Below are 21,920 nucleotides of genomic sequence, written 5' to 3' on the forward strand. Positions count from 1 at the left end.
GGACAATGGTCCCAAGGCGTCGTGCATGCCTGCTGGTAAGTGATTGAATGCCTTCGCGGCTGGCGTTCCGTCCTCTGGCTCCGCCGGGGAGACCTCAGGGGGGCGGCCGCTCGATAGCAAGGTGCTGGAGGATCCGTGGACCTGTCCCTGTCGACTCGCAATGTTTCCGGACCTGGTGGCGACCGTACGGTCGTCGAGGTCGGTGGCGAGATTGATGTGTATACCGCGCCCAAGCTGCGCGAGCAGTTGGTCGAGTTGGTGAACGACGGCAGTTATCACCTGGTTGTCGACATGGAGGGCGTGGACTTCCTCGACTCCACCGGGCTCGGCGTGCTCGTGGGTGGCTTGAAGCGAGTGCGTGCCCATGAGGGCTCGCTGCGCCTGGTCTGCAACCAGGAGCGCATTTTGAAGATCTTCCGCATCACCGGTCTGACCAAGGTGTTCCCCATCCACACCTCGGTCGACGAAGCCGTCGCAGCTACAGACTGACGGCTTCAGGCAGGACGCGGAAGAATAGGCAGGGGTACCGGGCTGATGGCCCGGGCCCTTGCGAAGCACGCTCGTACGTCCGAGGGGGATCGCATGGCCACCGTTGAACTCCGCTTCAGCGCCCAGCCCGAGCACGTCAGGACGGCACGCCTCGTGGCGGCTGCTGTGGCGCGCAGGGCCGGGGTGGATGAGGCGGTACTGGACGAAGTCCGCCTCGCGGTCGGCGAAGCGTGCTCCCGTGCGGTGGGACTCCATCGCAGCAATGGCATCTCGGCTCCGGTCCGGGTCGTGCTGACCGAGGAGGAGAAGGCATTCTCCATCGAGGTCGGGGACGAGGTGCCCGCTTCGGGCGGCAGTGGTGCTTCCGGGGCGGTTCCCGGGGCACGTGGCGTCGCCGGCCCGGAGGGTTCCGCCGTCGAATCCGACGGTGAGGACGAGATGGGGTTGGCGGTCATCAGTGGACTCGTCGACGATGTGGAGGTCACCTCGGACGAGTCCGGTGGGGTCATCCGCATGACGTGGCCGAAGACACCGGCGGTCGTACTTCCCTGATCTCGCCTCTCCACCGCGCTTGATCCATTCCGTTTTTCTTTTCTGTGAGGCCCTGCTGAGCGGGGCCTTTTTTCTTTTTCTGGATCTTCGCCGGCCTTTTTGGATCTTCGCGGGTGGATCATCCGGGAATCGTGAATGCGTTCGCCCCATTACCGCCCTCGGGGGGGTTTTCGGGAAGACGATCATTTGCGGATGTGCAACTGAAGGCCAATTCTGATTGCGGCACCCTGTTTTGATCAGGTTCCGCTACCTACAATCCGTCCACATCTTGAGCTCTGAGCGTCAAGGAGGACGAATGGCGGGGCTCTTCACCTCACATCAGCTAGATCACCCCTCAACTCTCGCGGCAGCGGTGCTGACCGACGGGAACCGGATCATCGTGATCGTCATCGCCGTGGTGGCCCTGGCGGCACTGGTCGTGGCCCAGGTGCTGACACGTCAGGTGCTGGCGGCCGGCGAAGGCACCGAAAAGATGAAGGAAATCGCGGCAGCCGTGCAGGAGGGAGCGAACGCCTATCTTGCCCGGCAGTTGCGCACCCTCGGTATTTTCGCCGTCGCGGTGTTCTTTCTGCTCTTTCTGCTCCCGGCCGACAACTGGTCGCAGCGTGCCGGACGTTCGGTGTTCTTCCTGGTCGGTGCCGGTTTCTCGGCGGCGACCGGTTACATCGGCATGCGTCTCGCCGTACGAAGCAATGTGCGTGTGGCAGCCGCCGCGCGTGAAGCCACCCCGGCGGAGGGTGAGCCGGAAAAGGATCTGACGGCGGTTTCGCACAAAGCGATGAAGATCGCTTTTCGTACGGGCGGCGTGGTCGGCATGTTCACGGTGGGCCTCGGCCTGCTCGGTGCCTCCAGCGTGGTCCTCGTCTACGCGGCCGACGCACCCAAGGTGCTGGAGGGCTTTGGACTCGGCGCCGCGCTCATCGCGATGTTCATGAGGGTCGGCGGCGGCATCTTCACCAAGGCCGCCGACGTCGGCGCCGATCTGGTCGGCAAGGTCGAACAGGGCATTCCGGAGGACGATCCGCGCAATGCCGCGACCATCGCCGACAATGTGGGCGACAACGTCGGCGACTGCGCGGGCATGGCGGCCGACCTGTTCGAGTCGTACGCCGTGACGCTCGTCGCCGCGCTCATCCTGGGCAAGGTCGCCTTCGGGGACGCCGGACTTGCGTTCCCGCTGATCGTTCCGGCGATCGGCGTGGTCACGGCGATGATCGGCATCTTCGCGGTCGCCCCGCGCCGCAGCGACCGCAGCGGCATGACCGCGATCAACCGCGGGTTCTTCATCTCCGCGGCGATCTCCCTGGTCCTGGTGGCGGTGGCCGTCTTCGTCTACCTGCCGTCCTCGTACGCCGAGCTGGACGGCGTCACCGACGCCGTCGTCCAGGGGCACAGCGGCGACCCTCGGGTGCTCGCACTCGTCGCCGTCGCCATCGGCATCGTGCTGGCCGCTCTGATCCAGCAGCTCACGGGATACTTCACCGAGACAACCCGGCGCCCCGTCCGGGACATCGGTAAATCGTCGCTCACCGGCCCGGCCACCGTCGTACTCGCCGGTATCGCCATCGGGCTGGAATCCGCCGTCTACACCGCGCTGTTGATCGGCCTGGGCGTGTACGGCGCGTTCCTGCTCGGCGGTACGTCGGTCATGCTCGCCCTCTTCGCGGTGGCCCTGGCCGGCACCGGGCTGCTCACCACCGTCGGTGTCATCGTCGCCATGGACACCTTCGGGCCGGTCTCCGACAACGCCCAGGGCATCGCGGAGATGTCCGGGGACGTCACGGGCGCGGGCGCGCAGGTGCTCACCGACCTGGACGCGGTCGGCAACACCACCAAGGCCATCACCAAGGGCATCGCCATCGCCACCGCCGTGCTGGCGGCGGCGGCGCTCTTCGGCTCGTACAAGGACGCCATCGCGACGGCGCGCGACGAGGTCGGCGCCAGAGCAAGCGAGCTGGGCCTTCAGATGGACATCTCGCAGCCCAACAACCTCGTCGGGCTGATGCTGGGCGCCGCGGTGGTCTTCCTCTTCTCGGGGCTGGCGATCAGCGCGGTGTCCCGGTCGGCGGGCGCGGTGGTCTACGAGGTGCGGCGGCAGTTCCGCGAGCACCCAGGGATCATGGACTACACGGAGAAACCCGAGTACGGCCGCGTCGTCGACATCTGCACCAAGGACGCGCTGCGCGAGCTGACCACACCGGGTCTGCTCGCCGTGCTGACGCCGATCGCGGTCGGTTTCTCGCTCGGGGTCGGCGCGCTGGGTTCGTTCCTCGCGGGCGCCATCGGCACCGGCACGCTGATGGCTGTCTTCCTCGCCAACTCCGGTGGGGCGTGGGACAACGCCAAGAAACTCGTCGAGGACGGCCATCACGGCGGCAAGGGCAGCGACGCCCATGCCGCGACCGTCATCGGCGACACGGTCGGCGACCCGTTCAAGGACACCGCGGGTCCGGCGATCAACCCGCTGCTGAAGGTGATGAACCTGGTGGCGCTGCTCATCGCCCCCGCGGTCGTCCAGTTCAGTTACGGCGACGACTCCAGTGCCGTGCTGCGGGCGCTGGTGGCGACCGTCGCCATCGTCGTCATCGTCGGTGCGGTGTACGTCTCCAAGCGGCGCGGGATCGCCGTGGGTGACGACGACAACTCCGGCAGTGGATCGGGGCGGGTGCCCAAGCCCGCGGACCCCCCGGTGGCTTCCTCCAGGGCGGTCTCGTAACAACGGCGACCACACCGGTAACACCTGCTCAAAAAGTGGGCGGGCGACGCGCTTTGGCGTGGCGCCCGCCCATTTCCGCGCCGGGAGTCGCCGCCGAGTGGCGTCGTGAGTTGTCTCTCCCTTGGTGCAAATGGCTTCAATACGTGATGGAACGGACGTACGGCATGCGGTTGTAGCCCGTTCGGCGTGTATGTTCCGGGGCCGAGAGCCTTGGAAGGGACCCATCCGGTGAACAAGAAGCTTGCGGCCGCGCTGTCCGGCGGTGCGGTACTGACAATGGCACTGTCCGGCTGCAGCAGTGACGACAGTGACGACAAGGTGAACGACTGGGCGAAGTCGGTCTGCGACCAGGTACAGCCCCAGTTGAAGAAGATCTCGGACGCGAACACCTCGATCCAGAAGCAGACCGCGGACAACAGCAAGCCTGCGGACGTCCAGAAGACGGACTCCGCCGCCTTCCAGCAGATTTCGGACGCCTACAAGGCGATGGGCGGCGCCGTGGACAAGGCGGGCGCCCCGCCCGTCGACGGGGGCGACAAGACGCAGCAGGAGGCGGCCAAGGAGCTCAAGGCCTCCTCGGCGGCCTACGCCGGTCTGAAGAAGAAGGTCGACGCGCTCGACACCAAGGACCAGGCGAAGTTCGCGGACGGCCTCAAGGGCATCGCGGACGAGCTGAACAAGATCAGCAAGAGTGGCGACGACGCACTGCAGAAGCTCCAGTCCGGCGAAGTCGGCACGGCGATGTCGAAGCAGCCCGGTTGCCAGAAGGCCGGCGCGTCCTCGCAGCCCGCCAAGGCGTAGCCGCGGAGTCGTACGGCGCGTGCCATGACGGCGTGCGCCGGAAGCCATGACGGCGCGCACTACGGCGTGCTTTACGGCATGTGCACAAAGTGGCCGCGTGGCCCGGTATCCCGCGAGGGTGCCGGGCCACGCGGCTTTTGTCGGTGCGAGCGGTGACAATGGGCGGGTGAGTACGCCCAGCCTTCCCGCGCCCGAAAGCTCCGCCCGCCTCCGAGAGGCGCTCATCGCCGCCTCCTTCACCGCCGACGGGCTCCTCGACCTGCTCGGTGCGCCCGCGTACGCCGCCCTGGCGCGCAGCGAGACCGTGCCCGCGCTGCGGGCCACCCGCGGTGACAGCCCGCTCGAGACGCTCGTTAGGCTCTTCCTGCTCCAGCAGCCGGTGCCGCCCGCCCTGGCCGCCGCCGCGCTGCCCCTGGAGCAGTGCCTGGCCGACGGCTGGCTGGTGCGCGAGGACGGCGGCGCGCAGGACGGCGTACTGGCCACCGTGGACGTGCGGCCGTACGGCGGGGACGAGGGCCAGGACTGGTTCATCGTCTCCGACCTGGGCCGCGCGGTCGGCGGCGCCGGCGGCGCCGGGACCCGTGACGAAGGTGTTGTCCTGGGGGTCGGCGGCGCGTCCACCACGCTGGCCGGAATCACCGTCCGTACGCCCGTCTCCAGCGCCCTGGACCTCGGCACGGGATCCGGTATCCAGGCGCTGCACGCCGCGCAGCACGCCATCCGGGTCACCGCCACCGACCTCAACCCGCGCGCCCTGCACTTCACGCGGCTCACGCTCGCGCTCTCCGGCGCGCCCGGGGCCGATCTGCGCGAGGGCTCGCTGTACGACCCGGTGGGGGAGGACACGTACGACCTGATCGTGTCCAACCCGCCCTTCGTGATCTCGCCGGGCGCCCGGCTGACGTACCGCGACGGCGGGATGGGCGGGGACGATCTGTGCCGCACGCTCGTTCAGCAGGCGGGGGAGCGGCTGAACGAGGGGGGATACGCGCAGTTCCTCGCCAACTGGCAGCATGTGGACGGCGAGGACTGGCAGGAGCGGTTGCGGTCCTGGGTGCCGCGCGGGTGCGACGCGTGGATCGTGCAGCGCGATGTGCAGGACATCACGCAGTATGCCGAGCTGTGGCTGCGCGACGGCGGCGACCACCGCACCGACCCTGCCCAGTACGCGGCGCGTTACGAGGCCTGGCTCGACGAGTTCGAGGCCCGCAAGACCAAGAGTGTCGGCTTCGGCTGGATCGCGCTGCGCAAGTCCGGTGCCGAGGTCCCGTCGATCACGATCGAGGAGTGGCCGCACCCCGTCGAGCAGCCGCTCGGCCCGGTCGTGCGGGCGCACTTCGAGCGCCAGGACTATCTGCGCGCGCACGACGACGCGGCCCTGCTCGCCGACCACTTCAAGCTCGCGGACGAGGTCGTCCAGGAGCAGATCGGGCTGCCGGGCGCAGAGGACCCGGAGTACGTGGTGCTGCGTCAGAATCGCGGTATGCGACGCGCGACGAAGGTGGACACGGTCGGCGCGGGCTTCGCGGGGGTCTCCGACGGGTCGCTGAGCGCCGGCCGCATCCTCGACGCCATCGGCCAACTCCTCGGCGAGGACCCGGTGCTGCTGCGTGACCGTACGCCGGACGCGATCAGGCTGCTGGTCGAGCAAGGCTTCCTCGACCCGCTGGGAAGGACCTGAGGTCAGGTCGGGCAGGTTCGGCCCGGGGGATAGTCGGGCGCGGGGCGTAGGGACAGGGGGCGGGGCAGGCCCCTCCGCGGCCCAGGGCCGTCCTTGTCGGCCGCTCTCCGGCTCCGCCCTCCTCCTGTCCACCCCGTCCACCCGTCCACTTCCGTCCGCCGCGTCCACTCCCGTTCCCCTGTCCAACGCTGTGCTCTTTCGTGCTCCCTCGCGCCGCCCTCGCGCCGTTCACCGGCATTTCGCTCCCACGACGCCGGGCGGTGGTCCCGGAGTGCCAGCCTCACCGTTCGGGAAGCAGAAGAGCTGAGCGGTGAGGGGCGCGGGGATGGAGGATGGGCCGGCGATTTTCGCGGGTACGGCGTTTGCCCTGTTCGGGGCCGGTCTGCTGTGGTGGACGGGGGCGCGTGCGCTGCATCGTGCGCCGGTCGCGTACGGAGTGAGCCCTGCGGCCTCCTACGCGCTCGCGACCCTGTTCGGAGTGGTTTTCGTCGGTCTCGGTGTGTGGTGTTTCGGCCGGATCTGATCGGAAGAGGTCCACACAAGCTCTCCACAGGCTCTCCGAGGGGGCGCCGCAGAACCGGTCGGCCGGTCCGGGCGGCAGGAATGCCGGGAGTCGGGTTACCGTTCGAGTGGCCGTTGCGGGCTTTTACCGTTTGACACGTGGGCGGGTTGTACCGTCACACTCCGCAGCGTCACGTACGGACCACCGAGTGTCGACCGGAGAGAAGAGCCAAGTTGTCCCCGACCAGCGAGACCGCACACGGCGGCCGCCGACTCGTCATCGTCGAGTCGCCCGCCAAGGCGAAGACGATCAAGGGCTACCTCGGCCCCGGTTATATCGTCGAGGCGAGCGTCGGGCACATCCGCGACCTCCCGAACGGCGCCGCCGAGGTGCCCGACAAGTACACCGGCGAGGTACGCCGCCTGGGCGTGGATGTCGACAATGACTTCCAGCCCATCTACGTCGTCAATGCCGATAAGAAGGCCCAGGTCAGGAAGCTCAAGGAACTCCTCGCGGAGTCCGACGAACTCTTCCTCGCCACCGATGAGGACCGCGAGGGCGAAGCCATCGCGTGGCACCTCCAAGAGGTCCTGAAGCCCAAGGTCCCGGTCCACCGGATGGTCTTCCACGAGATCACCAAGGACGCGATCAAGGCCGCCGTCGCCAACCCGCGCGAGCTCAACAAGCGCATGGTCGACGCCCAGGAAACCCGCAGGATCCTCGACCGTCTCTACGGCTACGAGGTCTCGCCGGTCCTGTGGAAGAAGGTCATGCCGAAGCTTTCGGCCGGCCGTGTCCAGTCGGTCGCCACCCGTCTCGTCGTCGAGCGGGAACGCGAGCGCATCGCTTTTCGTTCTGCTGAGTACTGGGACCTGACCGGCACGTTCTCCACGGGACGCATCGGTGACGCCTCCGATCCGTCCACTCTGGTCGCCCGCCTGACGACGGTCGACGGCAGGCGTATCGCCCAGGGCCGTGACTTCAGCTCCGTGGGCAAGCTCAAGAGCGAGGTCCTGCACCTCGACGAGACCAACGCGCGAGCGCTGGCCGCCGCCCTCGCCGAGACGTCGTTCGCCGTGCGCTCCGTCGAGTCGAAGCCGTACCGCCGCTCGCCGTACGCCCCGTTCCGTACGACGACCCTCCAGCAGGAGGCCTCCCGCAAGCTGGGCTTCGGGGCCAAGGCCACCATGCAGGTCGCGCAGAAGCTGTACGAGAACGGCTTCATCACCTACATGCGTACGGACTCCACCACGCTCTCCGACACCGCGATCTCGGCGGCCCGCGCCCAGGTGACGCAGCTGTATGGCGCCGACTACCTGCCGGAGAAGCCGCGCACGTATGCCAAGAAGGTCAAGAACGCGCAGGAGGCGCACGAGGCGATCCGTCCTTCGGGTGATCGTTTCCGCACGCCTGCCGAGGCCGGCCTCAGCGGCGACCAGTTCCGGCTCTACGAGCTGATCTGGAAGCGCACCGTCGCCTCGCAGATGAAGGACGCCGTCGGAAACAGCGTGACGGTGAAGATCGGCGGCCAGGCCTCCGACGGCCGCAACGCCGAGTTCTCCGCCTCCGGCAAGACGATCACTTTCCACGGCTTCATGAAGGCCTACGTGGAAGGCGCCGACGACCCGAACGCGGAGCTGGACGACCGCGAGCGCAGGCTGCCGCAGGTCGAGCAGGGCGACGCGCTCACCTCCGAGGAGATCTCGGTCGACGGGCACGCCACCAAGCCCCCGGCCCGCTACACCGAGGCCTCGCTGGTCAAGGAGCTGGAAGAGCGCGAGATCGGCCGCCCGTCGACGTACGCGTCGATTCTCGGCACGATCCTCGACCGCGGCTATGTCTTCAAGAAGGGCACGGCCCTCGTGCCGTCCTTCCTGTCGTTCGCCGTGGTCAACCTCCTGGAGACGCACTTCGGCCGGCTCGTCGACTACGACTTCACGGCCCGGATGGAGGACGACCTCGACCGCATCGCACGCGGTGAGGCCCAGTCCGTTCCGTGGCTGAGGCGCTTCTACTTCGGTGAGGGCGACGGTACGAACGCGGGCGCCGGTGTCGGTGTCGGCGTGGGCGCCGGAGGCGGCGCCGCCACCACCGAGACCGCCGCTGTCAACGGCGCGGGTGACCACCTCGCCGGTCTCAAGGCGCTCGTCACCGACCTCGGCGCGATCGACGCCCGCGAGATCTCCTCGTTCCCCGTGGGCGACGGCATCGTGCTGCGCGTCGGCCGCTACGGCCCGTACGTGGAGCGCGGCGAGAAGGGCGCGGAGGACCACCAGCGCGCCGATGTGCAGGAAGACCTGGCGCCCGACGAGCTGACCGTGGAGTACGCGGAGGAGCTGCTGGCCAAGCCGAGCGGCGACTTCGAGCTGGGCGCCGACCCGGAGACGGGCCGTCAGATCGTGGCGAAGGACGGGCGCTACGGCCCGTACGTCACGGAGATCCTGCCCGAGGGGACCCCCAAGACCGGCAAGAACGCGATCAAGCCGCGCACGGCATCGCTGTTCAAGTCGATGTCCCTGGACACGGTGACGCTGGCGGACGCGCTCAAGCTGATGTCGCTGCCGCGCGTGGTCGGCGTGGACGCCGAGGGTGTCGAGATCACCGCGCAGAACGGCAGGTACGGCCCGTACCTGAAGAAGGGCACCGACTCGCGCTCCCTGGAGACCGAGGACCAGCTCTTCTCGATCACGCTGGACGAGGCGCTGGCGATCTACGCCCAGCCCAAGCAGCGGGGCCGGGCAGCTGCCAAGCCGCCCCTGCGGGAACTGGGCACCGACCCGGTCAGCGAGCGCCCGGTGGTGGTCAAGGACGGCCGCTTCGGTGCGTACGTCACGGACGGCGAGACCAACGCGACGCTGCGGACCGACGACAGCGTGGAGGAGATCACCCCCGAGCGGGGCTATGAGCTCCTCGCCGAGAAGCGCGCCAAGGGCCCGTCGAAGAAGAAGGCCGTGAAGAAGGCCGTGAAGAAGGCCCCGGCCAAGAAGGCCGCCGCGAAGAAGGCGACCACGGCGACCGCGGCGAAGAAGACGGCGGCCAAGAAGACGGCGGCGAAGACGACCACCGCGAAGAAGGCCCCGGCCAAGAAGGCGACGGCAGCGAAGTCGGCGGCGTCGGAGGCTTCCTCCGACGAGTGAGCCGGCTCTCCGCGGACTCGTTCGGGTCGGTCCCCGATACCCTCGTGGTGTCGGGGACCGACCCGTATGTCCTCCCGTGCCCGGCCCGTACGACCGTGCGTGGAGACGTATGTTCGGGCGCGGCCTCCGGGGACCGGTGGGCTCCGGATAGGCTGGGCGGATGACGCGAGCCGAGCAGCCAACGGTCGTGAGCCCCACCTCCGACGCACTAGCCGCAGACTCACGCGAGCGAGCCGTACGAGCCCTGTTGCGTATCCCACCGCTCCGGCGGTTGTGGAGCGCGCAGCTCGTCGGCAATATCGGCGATGCCCTCGCCCTCCTCGTGCTTCTGCTGCTGTCGCTTCAGGTGGCGATCTCGGAAGGGTCGTTCGGCGGTGGTTACCGCGGTGCGGCGTTTGCGGTCGCCGCGGTGTTCGGGGCTCGGATCCTTGCCACATTCCTTTTCGGAGCGGTACTCCTGGGCCCGGTCTCCTCACTGACCGCGCCCTCGGGACCGCTCGACCGACGCTGGACCATGATCGGTGCGGACGGGCTGCGGCTCGCCCTGTTCGTCGTCGCACCGTTGTGGATCGACTGGACCCCGGACAGGGCCCAGGCCCTCCTCCTGATCACCGTTTTCGTCGCCGGTGTCGCCGAGCGCTTCTGGACCGTCTGCAAGGAGGGCGCGGCCCCCGCACTGGTGCCCGGCCCGCCCGCGGAGGGCGCGGCCATACGGCCGTTGCCCGACCACCTCGACGCGCTGCGCCGACTTTCCCTCCGCACCGGCTTTGTCGCCCTGCCCGCCGCCGGCGCCGTGCTTCTGCTGGCGACGCTGATCGGCAATCTGCTGGGGACCGGCATCGACTGGTTCTCCCTGCACCAGGCAGCCCTTGGCTCGTACGTCGCCGCGGGTCTCTTCGGGGCGTCCGTTTCGACGCTGTACTTCCTTGAACTGCCCGGCGTGCAGACGCCGCGCGCGCGCTCCCCCCTGGAGGGTCTGCGCCGTCCCAAGACCGGCACCGGAATCGACCGGGGGCGCACGGGCGCGATCCCGCTCACCGTCCTGGCCTGCGCCGCTGTCGCCGGGGCCGTCGCCGCCGCTGCTGCTGTCGCCGTACTGCACGCCATCGACCTGGGCGGTGGCCCTGTCGCCTTCGCCCTGCTCTTCCTCGCCCTGACGGGCGGCACGGTCATCGGGATCCGCAAGGCCGAGAAGGTGCTGCCCACGCTGTCGCGGCGCAGGCTGTTGTCCCTCGCGATCGCCGTCACCGGCGTCGCGCTGCTCGCCATGGGCCTGGTGCCCGACACGTCGACCGTGCTCTTCATCAGCGTGCTCGCCGGTTTCTCGGCCGGAGTCGCCGCGAACACCGGGCACACGCTGATAGACCAGGAGACCGAGGACTTCCGGCGGGCCCGTACGACCGAGCACCTGCAGGCCGTCGTGGGTGTCTCCATGGCCCTCGGTGCGGTCGCGGCCCCGCTGCTGGCCGCCGCCATCGGGCCGCAGCGCCTGGCGAGCGGCGAATTCGTCTTCGCGCACGGCGGCGCGGCCTTCACCCTGATGCTCATCGGCGCGCTGCTGCTGCCCGTCGCGGCCATCGTCCTCGCCAAGACGGACGACCGGCAGGGCGTGACCCTGCGCCGCGATCTGCGCGAGGCACTGCGCGGCGGCGACCCGGACCAGGCGCCCGCCGCCACCGGTTTCTTCATCGCCATGGAGGGCGGTGACGGGGCCGGAAAGTCCACCCAGGTCGAGGTGCTCGCCGAGTGGATCCGCAACAAGGGCCACGAGGTGGTCGTCACACGCGAACCCGGCGCGACGCCCATCGGCAAGCGGCTGCGTTCGATTCTGCTCGACGTGTCGAGCGCCGGTCTGTCGAACCGGGCCGAGGCACTGCTGTACGCCGCCGACCGTGCCGAGCACGTCGATTCCGTCGTGCGCCCCGCGCTGGAACGCGGCGCCATCGTGATCACCGACCGCTACGTCGACTCGTCCGTGGCCTACCAGGGCGCGGGCCGTGACCTGTCGCCGACCGAGATCGCCCGTATCTCACGCTGGGCGACCGACGGACTCGTACCGCATCTGACGGTGCTGCTCGATGTGTCCCCCGAGACCGCGCGGGAGCGCTTCACGGAGGCGCCGGACCGACTGGAGTCGGAGCCGCCGGAGTTCCACGCGCGCGTACGGCACGGTTTCCTGACGCTGGCCGCGGCCGCCCCGGCGCGCTACCTGGTGGTGGACGCCGGCCAGGAGCCGGAATCGGTCAGCACGGTCGTACGTCACCGTCTCGACCAGCTGCTGCCGCTCTCCGAGGCCGAGGTGAAGGCCCAGGAAGAGGCGCGCAAGGCCGCCGAGGAAGAGGCGCGCCGCAAGGCCGAGGAAGAGGCCGCGCGCAAGGCGGAGGAGGAGCGACTGGAGCGCGAGCGCCAGGAGCAGCTCGCCAAGCTCCGTGCCGAGGAGGAGGCGCGCAAGCGCCGCGAGATCGAAGAGGCGCGGCAGCGCGAGATCGAACGGCAGGCGGAGGAAGACAGGCTGCGCGCCGAGGAGGCCCGCCGACTCGCGGAGGAGGAGCGGCTGCGCCGCGAGGCCGAGGCGAAGGCGCGGGCCGCCGAGCAGGACAGGCTGCGCAAGCAGGCCGAGGAAGAGGCCAGGCTGCGGGCCGAGGCGGAGGAGCGCCGCCGCGAGAAGCAGCGCAGGGCGGAAGAGGCGCTGCTGCGGGCGGAGGAGGCTCGTCGCCTCGCGGAGGCGGCTGCGGCGGCATCCGCGGCAGCGGCGACGGCTTCGGCCGCAGCCGAGGCCGCGAAGGCACCGGCCCCGCGACCGACTCCGGCTCCGGCTCCGGCACCGGCTCCGCGACCGGCTCCGGCTCCGACTCAGGCTCAGGCTCCGGATCTCAGCGACAGCGAGACGACGCTGACGACGCCGGTCGTCCCGATGCCGGCCGTCCGGGCCGACGACATGACGCTGACGGTTCCGACCCCGCAGCTCGATCTGAGCAAGCAGGATGCGGCGCCGGCGGGCGGGACATCGACGGACGCGACACCGGCTGACAGGGCGCCTGTGGACGGGGCACCGGCCGACAGGACACCTGCGGGCAAGGCGCCGGAGGGGCGCGCGTCGGCGGAGAGTACGCATGCGGAGAACGCACCGGCCGACCGAGGGCGCTCGGGCAAGGCGCCGTCCGGCAAGGCTCCCGCAGGGAGGACGCGCCCCAACAAGACGTCGGTCGCTGCGGCGCCGTTCGGGAACGACGAGACCACAGTGCTGCCGCGGGTCCCGGATGTTTCGGGTGCGGCTGGTGCGCCGGGCGCGATGGACGAGACGGCTGTGCTGCCGCCCGTACGGGACGGGGCTCCCCGATCGTCCGGGTCGTCCGGGTCGGCCGACGAGACCACGGTGCTGCCGCCCGTACGGGAGACTCGGCCCACCGACGAGCCGTCGGACCGGGTGCCGCGGGGCTTCTTCCGGGACGAGCAGGACGCGCCGGGCGCCGCCCAGGAGGGCAACGACCGCACGCGTGAACTGCCGCAGTTCGACCCGGAGGGCGGGCGCCCGGCGCCCGGCCCCACTCCTCGTACGCGTCGGCGCTCGGACTGGGCGGAGGAGACTCCGCTCGACGATCTTCCGTCCCTGGCGGACGAGTTGCTCGGCGATCACGACAGTGACGATGAGGGCGACGGCAGGCGCGGCAAGGGCAAGGGCCGCTGATAGGGGTTCCAGGAACCCGGTAGGTAGCGCCGGGCGGGCTTACTTTCTCAGGCCCGCCCGGCGCTTTTGTGCGTCCAGCGTGAGCCGTCCGTACGTCGCGGCGACTGCCGTGGGCGACGACTGTCAGTCCCGTCGCCCACAATGGGAACCGACAACGGAAGCCGACAACGGAAGCCGGCAATGGAAGCCGGCAATGGAATCCGAAAATCGGAGCCGCCCACGGGAACGGGCGGCATCACAGGACACCACAAGGCGAGCGCGCACCGGCGCGGGGCGAGGGCGGCAGCACGATGACGGTATGGGACGACCTGGTCGGGCAGGAGCGTGTCCAGACGCAGCTTGCCGCCGCCGCCCGGGACGCCGACGCGCTCGTGACCTCGGTGCAGGACCGGACGGGGGTCCTCAAGGCCCCGCTCGCGTCGAAGATGACGCACGCCTGGCTGTTCACCGGTCCACCGGGCTCCGGGCGCTCCACCGCCGCCCGCGCCTTCGCCGCCGCCCTCCAGTGCGTGAGCCCGGACCGAGCACTGGGCGCCGCGCCGGGCTGCGGATTCTGCGACGGCTGTCATACGACGCTCATCGGCACCCACTCCGATGCCGAGATCGTCCGCACCGACCTGCTCTCCATCGGTGTGAAGGAGACCCGTGACCTGGTTCGGCGCGCTCAGCTCTCCCCGGCGGTCGGCCGCTGGCAGGTCATCCTCCTGGAGGACGCGGACCGCCTCACGGAGGGCGCGGGCAATGTGCTGCTGAAAGCGATCGAGGAGCCCGCTCCCCGCACGGTCTGGCTGCTGTGCGCGCCGTCCCTGGAGGACGTGCTCCCCACGATCCGTTCGCGCTGCCGCCATCTCACGCTCAGCACGCCCTCCGTCGCGGCCGTCACCGATGTGCTGATCAGGCGTGACGGCATCGACCCCGAGGCCGCGGCGACGGCCGCCCGCGCCACCCAGGGCCACATCGGCCGAGCACGCCGCCTGGCCACCGACGAGCGTGCGCGGGCCCGCCGCGCCGTCGTCCTCAAGCTGCCGATGCGGATCGCCGACATCGGTGGCTGCCTGAAAGCGGCTCAGGAGCTGGTCGACGCGGCTGGGGAGGACGCCAAGCAGGTCGCCGAGGATGTGGATGTCAAGGAGACCGAGGGACTGAAGGCGGCGCTGGGCGCGTCGGCGGGCGGCCGGATGCCGCGCGGCACGGCAGGCGCGATGAAGGAGTTGGCCGACCGCCAGAAGCGCCGCTCGACCCGTACGCAGCGCGACACGCTCGATCTCGCCCTGACGGACCTGACCGGTTTCTACCGCGACGTGCTGGCGCTCCAGCTCGGCTCGCGGGTCGCCCTCGCCAATGAGGACGTACGGGACTCCCTGGACCGCATCGCGCAGGGCTCGACCCCCGAGCGCACACTGCGCCGAATCGAGGCGATCATCGCCTGCCGCCAGGCGCTGGACCGCAACGTCGCGCCGCTGCTCGCGGTGGAAGCGATGACGGTGGCGTTGCGGGCGGGGTGAGGACGGGGGCGGGGGCGGTACGACGCGGGCGTACGGGCCGGCGCGTGGCCGCGGGCGGCGGCGCGGGTTCTGCGCGGCGGGGTTCTGCGCGGCGGGACTCCGCATGGCGCGGGCCAAGACGGGCAATACCACGCGGGCCCGCCAATCGGCCACCGGCGCCGGGCGGAAGTGTCGGCCACCAGTGCCGGGCGGCGGCGTTGACCATGGGTTCACCGGCTCACTCGTACGAGCAGCCCTCGGCACATTTGGTCATCACCGGACTACGCTCCGAGGATGGACACCAGGCGCCTGCTCCGTTACTCCGCCACCGCGCTCGCCACTGCGGGCCTGCTCATCTCCGGCTGCTCGTCGGGGACTTCGTCGCCGAATGCCTCGGCGTCGGTGCCGCAGAAGGCGGTTCCGGCCGAGCTCAAGGGGTACTACGCGCAGAAGCTGAGCTGGCGCGACTGCGGTGTGGCCGGTTTCCAGTGCGCCACGATGAAGGCCCCGCTCGACTACGCGAAGCCCGCCGCCGGGGACATCAAGCTGGCGGTGTCGCGCAAGAAGGCCACGGGCCCCGGCAAGCGGATCGGCTCGCTCCTGGTCAACCCGGGCGGCCCCGGCGGTTCCGCGATCGGCTACCTCCAGGCGTACGCGGCCATCGGCTACCCGGAGCCGGTCCGCGCGCGGTACGACATGGTGGCCGTCGACCCGCGCGGCGTGGCGCGCAGCGAGCCCGTCGAGTGTCTGACGGGCAAGGAGATGGACGCGTACACCCAGATCGACCAGACCCCCGACGACCAGTCGGAGACCGGCGAACTGGTCACGGCGTACAAGGACTTCGCCGCGGGCTGCGACAAGCGCTCGGCCAAGATCCTCCCGCATGTCTCCACAGTCGAATCGGCCCGGGACATGGACATCCTGCGCGGGGTCCTGGACGACAAGAAGCTGAACTTCGTCGGAGCCTCGTACGGGACCTTCCTCGGCGCCACGTACGCCGAGCTCTTCCCGTCCCGCGCCGGCCGCCTCGTGCTGGACGGTGCGATGGACCCGTCGCTGCCCGCGCGCGACATGAACCGCGACCAGACCGGCGGCTTCGAGCTCGCTTTCCAGTCCTTCGCCGCGGACTGTGTCAAGCGCAAGGTCTGCCCGCTGGGCACGGGGACGGCCGACGAGGCGGGCAAGCGCCTCAAGGCGTTCTTCGACGAGCTCGACGCCAAGCCCGCCCCCACCGGCCAGAGCCGCCCCCTCGGTGAGGCGCTCGCCACCACCGGCGTGATCGCGGCGATGTACGACGAGTCCGCCTGGTCCCAGCTGCGCGACGGCCTGACCACCGCGATGGGCGGCGACGGAGCGGGCCTGCTGGCGCTGGCCGACACGTACTACGAGCGCTCCGACGATGGCAGCTACGCGAACCTGATGTTCGCCAACGCCGCCGTGAACTGCCTGGACCTTCCTCCGGCCTTCACCGGCCCCGACGAGGTACGCGCCGGCCTCCCCTCCTTCGAGAAGACCTCCCCGGTCTTCGGCGAGGGCCTCGCCTGGGCCTCCCTGAACTGCGGCTACTGGCCGGTCAAGCCCACCGGCACCCCGCACCGCATCAAGGCGAAGGGTGCGGCCCCGATCGTCGTGGTCGGCACCACCCGCGACCCGGCGACCCCGTACAAGTGGGCCCAACTCCTCGCGGACCAGCTGGACTCCGGCACCCTGCTCACCTACGAAGGCGACGGCCACACGGCGTACGGCCGCGGCAGCGACTGCATCGACACGGCGATCAACATCTACCTCCTGGAGGGCACGCCCCCGAAGGACGCCAAGCAGTGCACCTGACCGACCAACGCCCCCTCTGACCTGCGCGAAGCGGGCGGCTGAGGGGGCGTGCGGAGCACCCTTCGAAACTGTGTAGACTTGGTCGGGCTGCTGATCGCATCATGGTTCATGCAGCGCGCCGCCTTAGCTCAGCTGGCCAGAGCAACGCACTCGTAATGCGTAGGTCTCGGGTTCGAATCCCGAAGGCGGCTCGGATTAACCCCAGGACTCACTCGCCGTGACCTGGGGTTTTTTCATGCCTGGGGTGCGACGAGCCGCGCGGCGGGGTGCCCTGGAAGTGCCTGCGTGAGCCATGCGTGAGCGGACGGGCGCAGAGGAAGCCGAACGCGGTACGCCGGAGGTGGGTAACCAGCGTGATCCGCTGGGTCAACCTGTCGCGGCTAGCGGGTACGATCCGCCCGCAACTCACTGGGAGGCTTCGGTTGCAGGCTTCACGGCCAAGGTGGGGTACCTGGTGTAGGGATTCCGGGAGTGGCCGCTACGGGCTTGGGCACTGCTGAGCAGATGGTCGCGCTCCGCTGGCAGGGCGGTGACGTCGATGACCCCGTCGGGCAGCGGCGCGTGGGGTTCGGCGTCGATGCCGAGCGTCGCGAAGTGCGTACGTCTGCCCAGTACCGCGGCCCGGTAGCCGCGGGTGTGCGTGAGGCTGCCGACGACGGTTTCCGGCCAGTGGGGCGCTCCGCCCTCGCCCGGCAGTACGGGGACGGCGGGCAGGCCCATGTCGGCGAGCGCCCGGCGGGCGCACATCCGGGCGGTGGCGAACTCGCGTTTCCTGGAGTCGACGGCGTTGCGGACGACCGCCGCCTCCTCGGGGAAGAGAGGGGCGTCGGCGAGGTCGTCGAATGCCTCGGAGACGGCGACGTCGGGCGGGAGGATCTGCTCTATCACGGGGCGCTCGCCGCAGTGAGGACCCGGCGCGGCACGTTGCGGGGGTGGCCAGGACGGCGCCACTCCCTGGGGTAGCCGACCGACACCTCCTCGAAGCGCACACCGTCGTGCCAGGTGGTACGGGGGATGTGGAGGTGGCCGTAGACGACCACGCTGGTGTTGAAGCGGAGGTGCCAGTCGGCGGTGCGTTCCGTGCCGCACCACTGGGCGAACTCCTGGTGCCGCAGGATCCTCGTGGGTTCCCGGACCAGGGGGTAGTGGTTGACCAGCACCAGCGGCATGTCGGGGTCGCAGGCGGCGAGGCGTTCCTCTGTGTAGGCCACGCGTGCGTGGCACCACTCCTCGCGGGTGGCGTACGGGTCGGGGTGCAGGAAGAACTCGTCGGTGCACACCACGCCCGCCTCGTACGCCTGGGCGATCGACTCCTCCTTGGTGGCGGCCGTGGGGGTGCGGAAGGTGTAGTCGTACAGCGTGAACAGGGGCGCGATGCGCACCGGGCCGCCTGCGCCCTCCCACAGTGCGTAGGGGTCCTCGGGGGTGAGGACGTCGAGGTCGCGGCAGATGTCGACCAGGTGCTGGTACCGCTCAACGCCGCGCAGCTGGACCGGGTCTGGCCTCGGAGTCCACAGTTCGTGGTTGCCCGGGCTCCAGATCACCTTGGCGAACCGGTCGCGCAGCGTCCGCAGGGCCCAGGTGATGTCCTCGGTCAGCTCCCCCACGTCACCGGCCACGATCAGCCAGTCGCCGTCCGACGCGGGACGGAGCCCTTCGACGATCTTTCTGTTCTCCGGGTGGGCGATATGGAGGTCGCTGATGGCGAACAGATTCGGCTCGCTCTGCCGGTTCGGCTGATCCAACTCGTTCATCCGCTCATTCATCCGGTGCGTCTGACTCCTGACGGGCACGCTCTCATTCACGGTCGCGGGCCCCTCTCGAAGACTTGTCGAGCCGGAAAAAGGTCCGGTAGAGGCCGAGTTGGTGATCGAGCATATGGGCGCCGTGGAGGATCGGGTGGCCCAGCGCGGCAGCGGCCTTCAGCAGGGCGGTCTCTCTCGGCTTCATGATCACATCGGCCACCACGCAGTGCGGGCGCAGGGCCTGCGGGGAGAACGGCAGGGGATCGTCCGCGCGCATGCCCAGCGGGGTCGCGTTGACCACGATGTCCGCGTCGTCGAGTACGGGCTTCGCCGCGCCGGTCGTGCGGCCGGGCCAGTGCCGCTCCAGCCGCGCGACCAGGGCCTCCAACTTGTCCGCGTCCGGATCGCAGAGGGACAGCCGTGCCGCGCCCGCGGCCAGCAGGGCCGCCGCGATCGCGCTGCCGGCCCCGCCGGCGCCCATGAGGGCGACGTGCTTCCCCTTGGGGAGGTGGCCGGCCGCGACCAGTCCGCTGACGAAACCGATCCCGTCGAAGTTCTCACCGGTCCAGCGGCCGTCCGGTTCACGGCGCAGCGCGTTGACGGCGCCGGCCGCCTCGGCTGCCGGGCTCACCTCGTCCGCGAGGTGCAGGGCTGCCGCCTTGTGCGGAATGGTGATGAGTATCCCGTCCAGATTCTCCATTCTCCGAAGACCGCGGAAAACGTCGGCGAAAGAATCCGGTCGAACATGTACGGGGAGCAGCACCGCGTTGATGCCGAGGTGTGCGAAGAGCGGGTTGAGGAGAGACGGTGCGCGCACTTGGGCGACGGGGTCGCCGAGAACGGCGTAGAGCCGCGTGCTTCCTGAAATCGGTAGGGGCGAAGGAGAGTTGATTTCCATGGATTCCCTGCTTTCCCTGAACATGTGGTGGCGCCCTGAGCGATCGCGGGCGCGGAAAACGAGCCGGGGGCGGCGGGTGGCCCCGGAGGCGTCGGCCGCCCCTACCGCCCGCCAGAAGTCTCTTTGAGTCAAACCGTCAACATGGGGGATGCGGTTCCCTCCCGCAGAGGTGGCAGCGCGTCATCACATGGGGTGATCATTGGGCTGTTCCCCCTCCCCCTTACTGAAAAGCGAAGATGACCTACCTGCTTCACATCGACTCCTCATCCCTCCTCACCGGATCGGTTTCCCGGGAGGTCGGCGCCACCTTCCAGACCGCGTGGCAGAAGGAGCACCCCGATGACACCGTGGTCTACCGCGACCTCGCCGCGGACCCGCTGCCGCACCTGACCCCCGCCGCGATAACCGGGCGCTTCACCAGCCCCGCCGACCGCACCGAGGGCCAAGCGGCCGCGATCGCCCTCCAGGACACCCTCATCGAGGAGTTCCTCGGAGCCGGCGCCTACCTGTTCACCGTGCCGATGTACAACCACTCGATCCCCTCGGGCTTCAAGGCGTGGATCGACCAGGTCTTCGTCAACGGGCGAACCCTCTTCCCCGCCCCCGACCAGGTCCCCACCCGCGGCCGCCGCGCCGTGGTCGTCACGAGCCGCGGCGGCGGATACGGCCCCGGCACCCCGCGCGAGGGCATGGACCACGTGATCCCTTACCTCCGCAGCGTGATGGCCGGCTCCCTGGGCCTGAACCTGGACATCATCACCCCCGAGCTGACCATGGCCCACCGCAACCCGGCCATGGCCCCGCTCCGCCCCCAGGCCGAGGCGTCGCGCGCCCGCGCCCACGAGGAAGCGGAGCAGTTCGCCCGGCTGGCCTGAGCGGTATCGGCCAGCAGCGGACTCCATCGCTGCCGGCCGTACCGGTCTACGCGCCTGCCTCCGCCCCTAGCGGGCCTCGTCAGCCTCTGCTGCCTCGGCGCCGGAGCGGGTCGCTACGATCACGGTGGCGTCCAGCTCGTCGTCGGTGACCACCCTGGCGGGCAGCCCGGCGCCGGTGACCGCCGCGATGGCCTGGTCGGCCTGTCGCTCACTCGTCTCGAAGAGCAGGATGCCGCCCGGCGCCAGCCACTGCGAGGCCTCGGCGACCACGCGCCGCAGCACCTCCAGGCCGTCCACGCCACCGTCGAGAGCCACCCGCGCCTCGTACTCGCGGGCCTCGGCCGGAAGCAGCTCGATCTCCACCGTGGGCACGTACGGCACGTTGGACAGCAGTACGTCCACGCGGCCCTTCAGCCCGACGGGCAGGGGCTCGAAGAGGTCGCCTTCGTAGACCTCGCCCCCGGCCGGGATGACATTGCGCCGGGCACAGCGCACGGCGGCGGGGTCGACGTCCGCGGCGTGCAGCTCGACCTCGTCGAGGGCGGCGGCCAGGGCGACGCCCAGTGCGCCCGAGCCGCAGCACAGGTCGACGACGACCGCACGCGACGGGGCGAGCGCGGCGGCCTGCTGGACGAGGGCCTCGGTACGCCGACGGGGCACGAAGACCTCGGCGTCGACCTCGATCCGCAGCCCGCAGAACTCGGCGTAGCCGACGACGTGTTCGAGCGGCAGACCGACCGCGCGGCGCTCGACCATGTCCTCAAGATCGGCGGGGCTGCCCGCCGCGGACATGATCATCTGCGCCTCCTCCTCGGCGAAGACGCAACCCGCGGCGCGGAGCCGGGCGACGATGGCGGATTCGGACTGATCCAACGAAGGAACAGACATGAAGCCTTTCAGCGAAATGAGTAACGTGCGGCCCTTGTCGGTCACCTGGACGGGTGAACGGAAGGACGGTCACGAAAGCCAACAACACTATCCGAGCGCAACCGGGGATGGTTCGGGCGGACTTTTCCCGTTCTCGGTCGAGATCACATTTCCTCGCCGCCCGGGGTGACGACGGCCAGGATCTGGTCCATGGCGACGGTGGTACCGGGTGAGACGTCGAGCTCGGTGACGGTGCCGGCGTGGGGGGCGGAGATGACGTGCTCCATCTTCATGGCCTCGACGACGAGGAGGCTCTGCCCGGCAGTGACATGGTCGCCGAGGACCACCTTGACGACGGTGACGGTGCCGGGCATGGGGGCGGCGAGGGTGTCGGCGCCTGCGCTGTCCGCGCCTTGGAGGGAAGCGGCGACTGGGTCGTGGTCCTTGAGGTGCCAGGAGTCCCCATCACGGCCGAGCCAGGTTCCCTCCGGGGAGGGGGCGTGGCTGAAGGTGTGGGTGACGCCGTCGAGTTCGACCGTGACGTGGTGGGGGGTGCGGCTGACGATCCGGCCGCGGGCCGGTGCGCTGGGGCTCTGCCCCAGACCCCGCGCCTCAAACGCCGACGGGGCTTGATGTGGGGCGGCACCGCTGCTAG

At 69.9% G+C, this 21,920-nt stretch carries 15 protein-coding genes, 1 tRNA gene and 1 pseudogene; 12 read left to right on the top strand and 5 right to left on the bottom strand.

Annotated elements, in window-relative coordinates; genetic code table 11:
• The first annotated feature begins 135 nt into the window (after nucleotides 1-135).
• The 11 genes from bldG to QMK30_RS08090 all read left to right on the top strand — a co-directional run bounded on the left by bldG (nucleotide 136) and on the right by QMK30_RS08090 (nucleotide 17,071).
• Nucleotides 136-489 (top strand): anti-sigma factor antagonist BldG, encoded by a 354-nt coding sequence (gene bldG, locus QMK30_RS08040; protein ID WP_093799810.1) that lies wholly within the window; start codon nucleotides 136-138, stop codon nucleotides 487-489.
• Between the two features lie 93 nt (nucleotides 490-582).
• Nucleotides 583-1,041: an ATP-binding protein gene (locus tag QMK30_RS08045; RefSeq protein ID WP_283516491.1), complete on the top strand. Its 459-nt coding sequence runs from the start codon at nucleotides 583-585 to the stop codon at nucleotides 1,039-1,041.
• 295 nt (nucleotides 1,042-1,336) lie between these two features.
• Nucleotides 1,337-3,757, top strand: coding sequence for a sodium-translocating pyrophosphatase (locus QMK30_RS08050; protein ID WP_283516492.1), 2,421 nt, complete (start codon nucleotides 1,337-1,339; stop codon nucleotides 3,755-3,757).
• A 228-nt stretch (nucleotides 3,758-3,985) separates the two neighbouring features.
• Nucleotides 3,986-4,558: a small secreted protein gene (locus QMK30_RS08055; RefSeq protein ID WP_283516493.1), complete on the top strand. Its 573-nt coding sequence runs from the start codon at nucleotides 3,986-3,988 to the stop codon at nucleotides 4,556-4,558.
• 166 nt (nucleotides 4,559-4,724) lie between these two features.
• Nucleotides 4,725-6,239 carry a DUF7059 domain-containing protein gene (locus QMK30_RS08060; protein ID WP_283516494.1) on the top strand — a complete coding sequence of 505 codons (1,515 nt, stop codon included), beginning with the start codon at nucleotides 4,725-4,727 and terminating at the stop codon, nucleotides 6,237-6,239.
• A gap of 325 nt (nucleotides 6,240-6,564) precedes the next feature.
• Nucleotides 6,565-6,762 (top strand): hypothetical protein, encoded by a 198-nt coding sequence (locus tag QMK30_RS08065; protein ID WP_283516495.1) that lies wholly within the window; start codon nucleotides 6,565-6,567, stop codon nucleotides 6,760-6,762.
• Between the two features lie 212 nt (nucleotides 6,763-6,974).
• Nucleotides 6,975-9,878 carry a type I DNA topoisomerase gene (gene topA, locus QMK30_RS08070; protein WP_283516496.1) on the top strand — a complete coding sequence of 968 codons (2,904 nt, stop codon included), beginning with the start codon at nucleotides 6,975-6,977 and terminating at the stop codon, nucleotides 9,876-9,878.
• Between the two features lie 160 nt (nucleotides 9,879-10,038).
• The gene (gene tmk / locus QMK30_RS08075; RefSeq protein ID WP_283516497.1) at nucleotides 10,039-13,566 is read left to right on the top strand and encodes a dTMP kinase; all 3,528 of its coding nucleotides are present in this window, start codon (nucleotides 10,039-10,041) and stop codon (nucleotides 13,564-13,566) included.
• Between the two features lie 290 nt (nucleotides 13,567-13,856).
• Nucleotides 13,857-15,071, top strand: a complete 1,215-nt coding sequence (locus QMK30_RS08080; protein ID WP_283516498.1) for a DNA polymerase III subunit delta' — start codon at nucleotides 13,857-13,859, stop codon at nucleotides 15,069-15,071.
• Between the two features lie 273 nt (nucleotides 15,072-15,344).
• Nucleotides 15,345-16,880, top strand: coding sequence for an alpha/beta hydrolase (locus tag QMK30_RS08085; protein WP_283516499.1), 1,536 nt, complete (start codon nucleotides 15,345-15,347; stop codon nucleotides 16,878-16,880).
• A gap of 117 nt (nucleotides 16,881-16,997) precedes the next feature.
• A tRNA-Thr gene (locus tag QMK30_RS08090) sits at nucleotides 16,998-17,071 on the top strand.
• 214 nt (nucleotides 17,072-17,285) lie between these two features.
• Here QMK30_RS08090 and QMK30_RS08095 read toward each other — a convergent pair.
• Genes QMK30_RS08095 through QMK30_RS08105 form a run of 3 tightly spaced genes read right to left on the bottom strand, consistent with a single transcriptional unit; the run spans nucleotide 17,286 to nucleotide 19,547 of the window.
• On the bottom strand, nucleotides 17,286-17,768 hold the full coding sequence (locus tag QMK30_RS08095; RefSeq protein ID WP_283516500.1) for a 4'-phosphopantetheinyl transferase family protein: 483 nt from the start codon (nucleotides 17,766-17,768) through the stop codon (nucleotides 17,286-17,288).
• The gene (locus QMK30_RS08100) at nucleotides 17,765-18,634 is read right to left on the bottom strand and encodes a metallophosphoesterase family protein (RefSeq protein ID WP_283516501.1); all 870 of its coding nucleotides are present in this window, start codon (nucleotides 18,632-18,634) and stop codon (nucleotides 17,765-17,767) included. Before QMK30_RS08100 ends, QMK30_RS08095 begins: the two co-directional genes overlap by 4 nt.
• A gap of 43 nt (nucleotides 18,635-18,677) precedes the next feature.
• Nucleotides 18,678-19,547: a shikimate dehydrogenase family protein gene (locus QMK30_RS08105; protein WP_349362050.1), complete on the bottom strand. Its 870-nt coding sequence runs from the start codon at nucleotides 19,545-19,547 to the stop codon at nucleotides 18,678-18,680.
• Nucleotides 19,548-19,759: 212 nt separating this feature from the next.
• On the opposite strand from QMK30_RS08105, the gene QMK30_RS08110 reads away from it, so the two are divergent.
• Nucleotides 19,760-20,398 (top strand): FMN-dependent NADH-azoreductase, encoded by a 639-nt coding sequence (locus QMK30_RS08110; protein WP_283516503.1) that lies wholly within the window; start codon nucleotides 19,760-19,762, stop codon nucleotides 20,396-20,398.
• Between the two features lie 66 nt (nucleotides 20,399-20,464).
• Here the strand turns inward: QMK30_RS08110 and QMK30_RS08115 are convergent, their stop codons facing one another.
• Nucleotides 20,465-21,286, bottom strand: coding sequence for a putative protein N(5)-glutamine methyltransferase (locus QMK30_RS08115; RefSeq protein ID WP_283516504.1), 822 nt, complete (start codon nucleotides 21,284-21,286; stop codon nucleotides 20,465-20,467).
• Nucleotides 21,287-21,429: 143 nt separating this feature from the next.
• Nucleotides 21,430-21,852, bottom strand: a pseudogene (locus QMK30_RS38730) (acyl-CoA carboxylase biotin carboxyl carrier protein subunit); the annotation flags it as partial.
• Nucleotides 21,853-21,920: the final 68 nt, after the last annotated feature.

This window comes from Streptomyces sp. H27-C3 (genome assembly GCF_030063415.1).
Lineage (GTDB): Bacteria > Actinomycetota > Actinomycetes > Streptomycetales > Streptomycetaceae > Streptomyces.

Coding starts and splice junctions, on each gene's coding strand:
- QMK30_RS08105 (WP_349362050.1), bottom strand. CDS start 19,547: ATGTTCAGGGAAAGCAGGGAATCCATGGAAATCAACTCTCCTTCGCCC.
- QMK30_RS08045 (WP_283516491.1), top strand. CDS start 583: ATGGCCACCGTTGAACTCCGCTTCAGCGCCCAGCCCGAGCACGTCAGG.
- QMK30_RS08085 (WP_283516499.1), top strand. CDS start 15,345: ATGGACACCAGGCGCCTGCTCCGTTACTCCGCCACCGCGCTCGCCACT.
- QMK30_RS08065 (WP_283516495.1), top strand. CDS start 6,565: ATGGAGGATGGGCCGGCGATTTTCGCGGGTACGGCGTTTGCCCTGTTC.
- QMK30_RS08080 (WP_283516498.1), top strand. CDS start 13,857: ATGACGGTATGGGACGACCTGGTCGGGCAGGAGCGTGTCCAGACGCAG.
- QMK30_RS08050 (WP_283516492.1), top strand. CDS start 1,337: ATGGCGGGGCTCTTCACCTCACATCAGCTAGATCACCCCTCAACTCTC.
- QMK30_RS08115 (WP_283516504.1), bottom strand. CDS start 21,286: ATGTCTGTTCCTTCGTTGGATCAGTCCGAATCCGCCATCGTCGCCCGG.
- QMK30_RS08110 (WP_283516503.1), top strand. CDS start 19,760: ATGACCTACCTGCTTCACATCGACTCCTCATCCCTCCTCACCGGATCG.
- tmk (WP_283516497.1), top strand. CDS start 10,039: ATGACGCGAGCCGAGCAGCCAACGGTCGTGAGCCCCACCTCCGACGCA.
- QMK30_RS08100 (WP_283516501.1), bottom strand. CDS start 18,634: ATGAACGAGTTGGATCAGCCGAACCGGCAGAGCGAGCCGAATCTGTTC.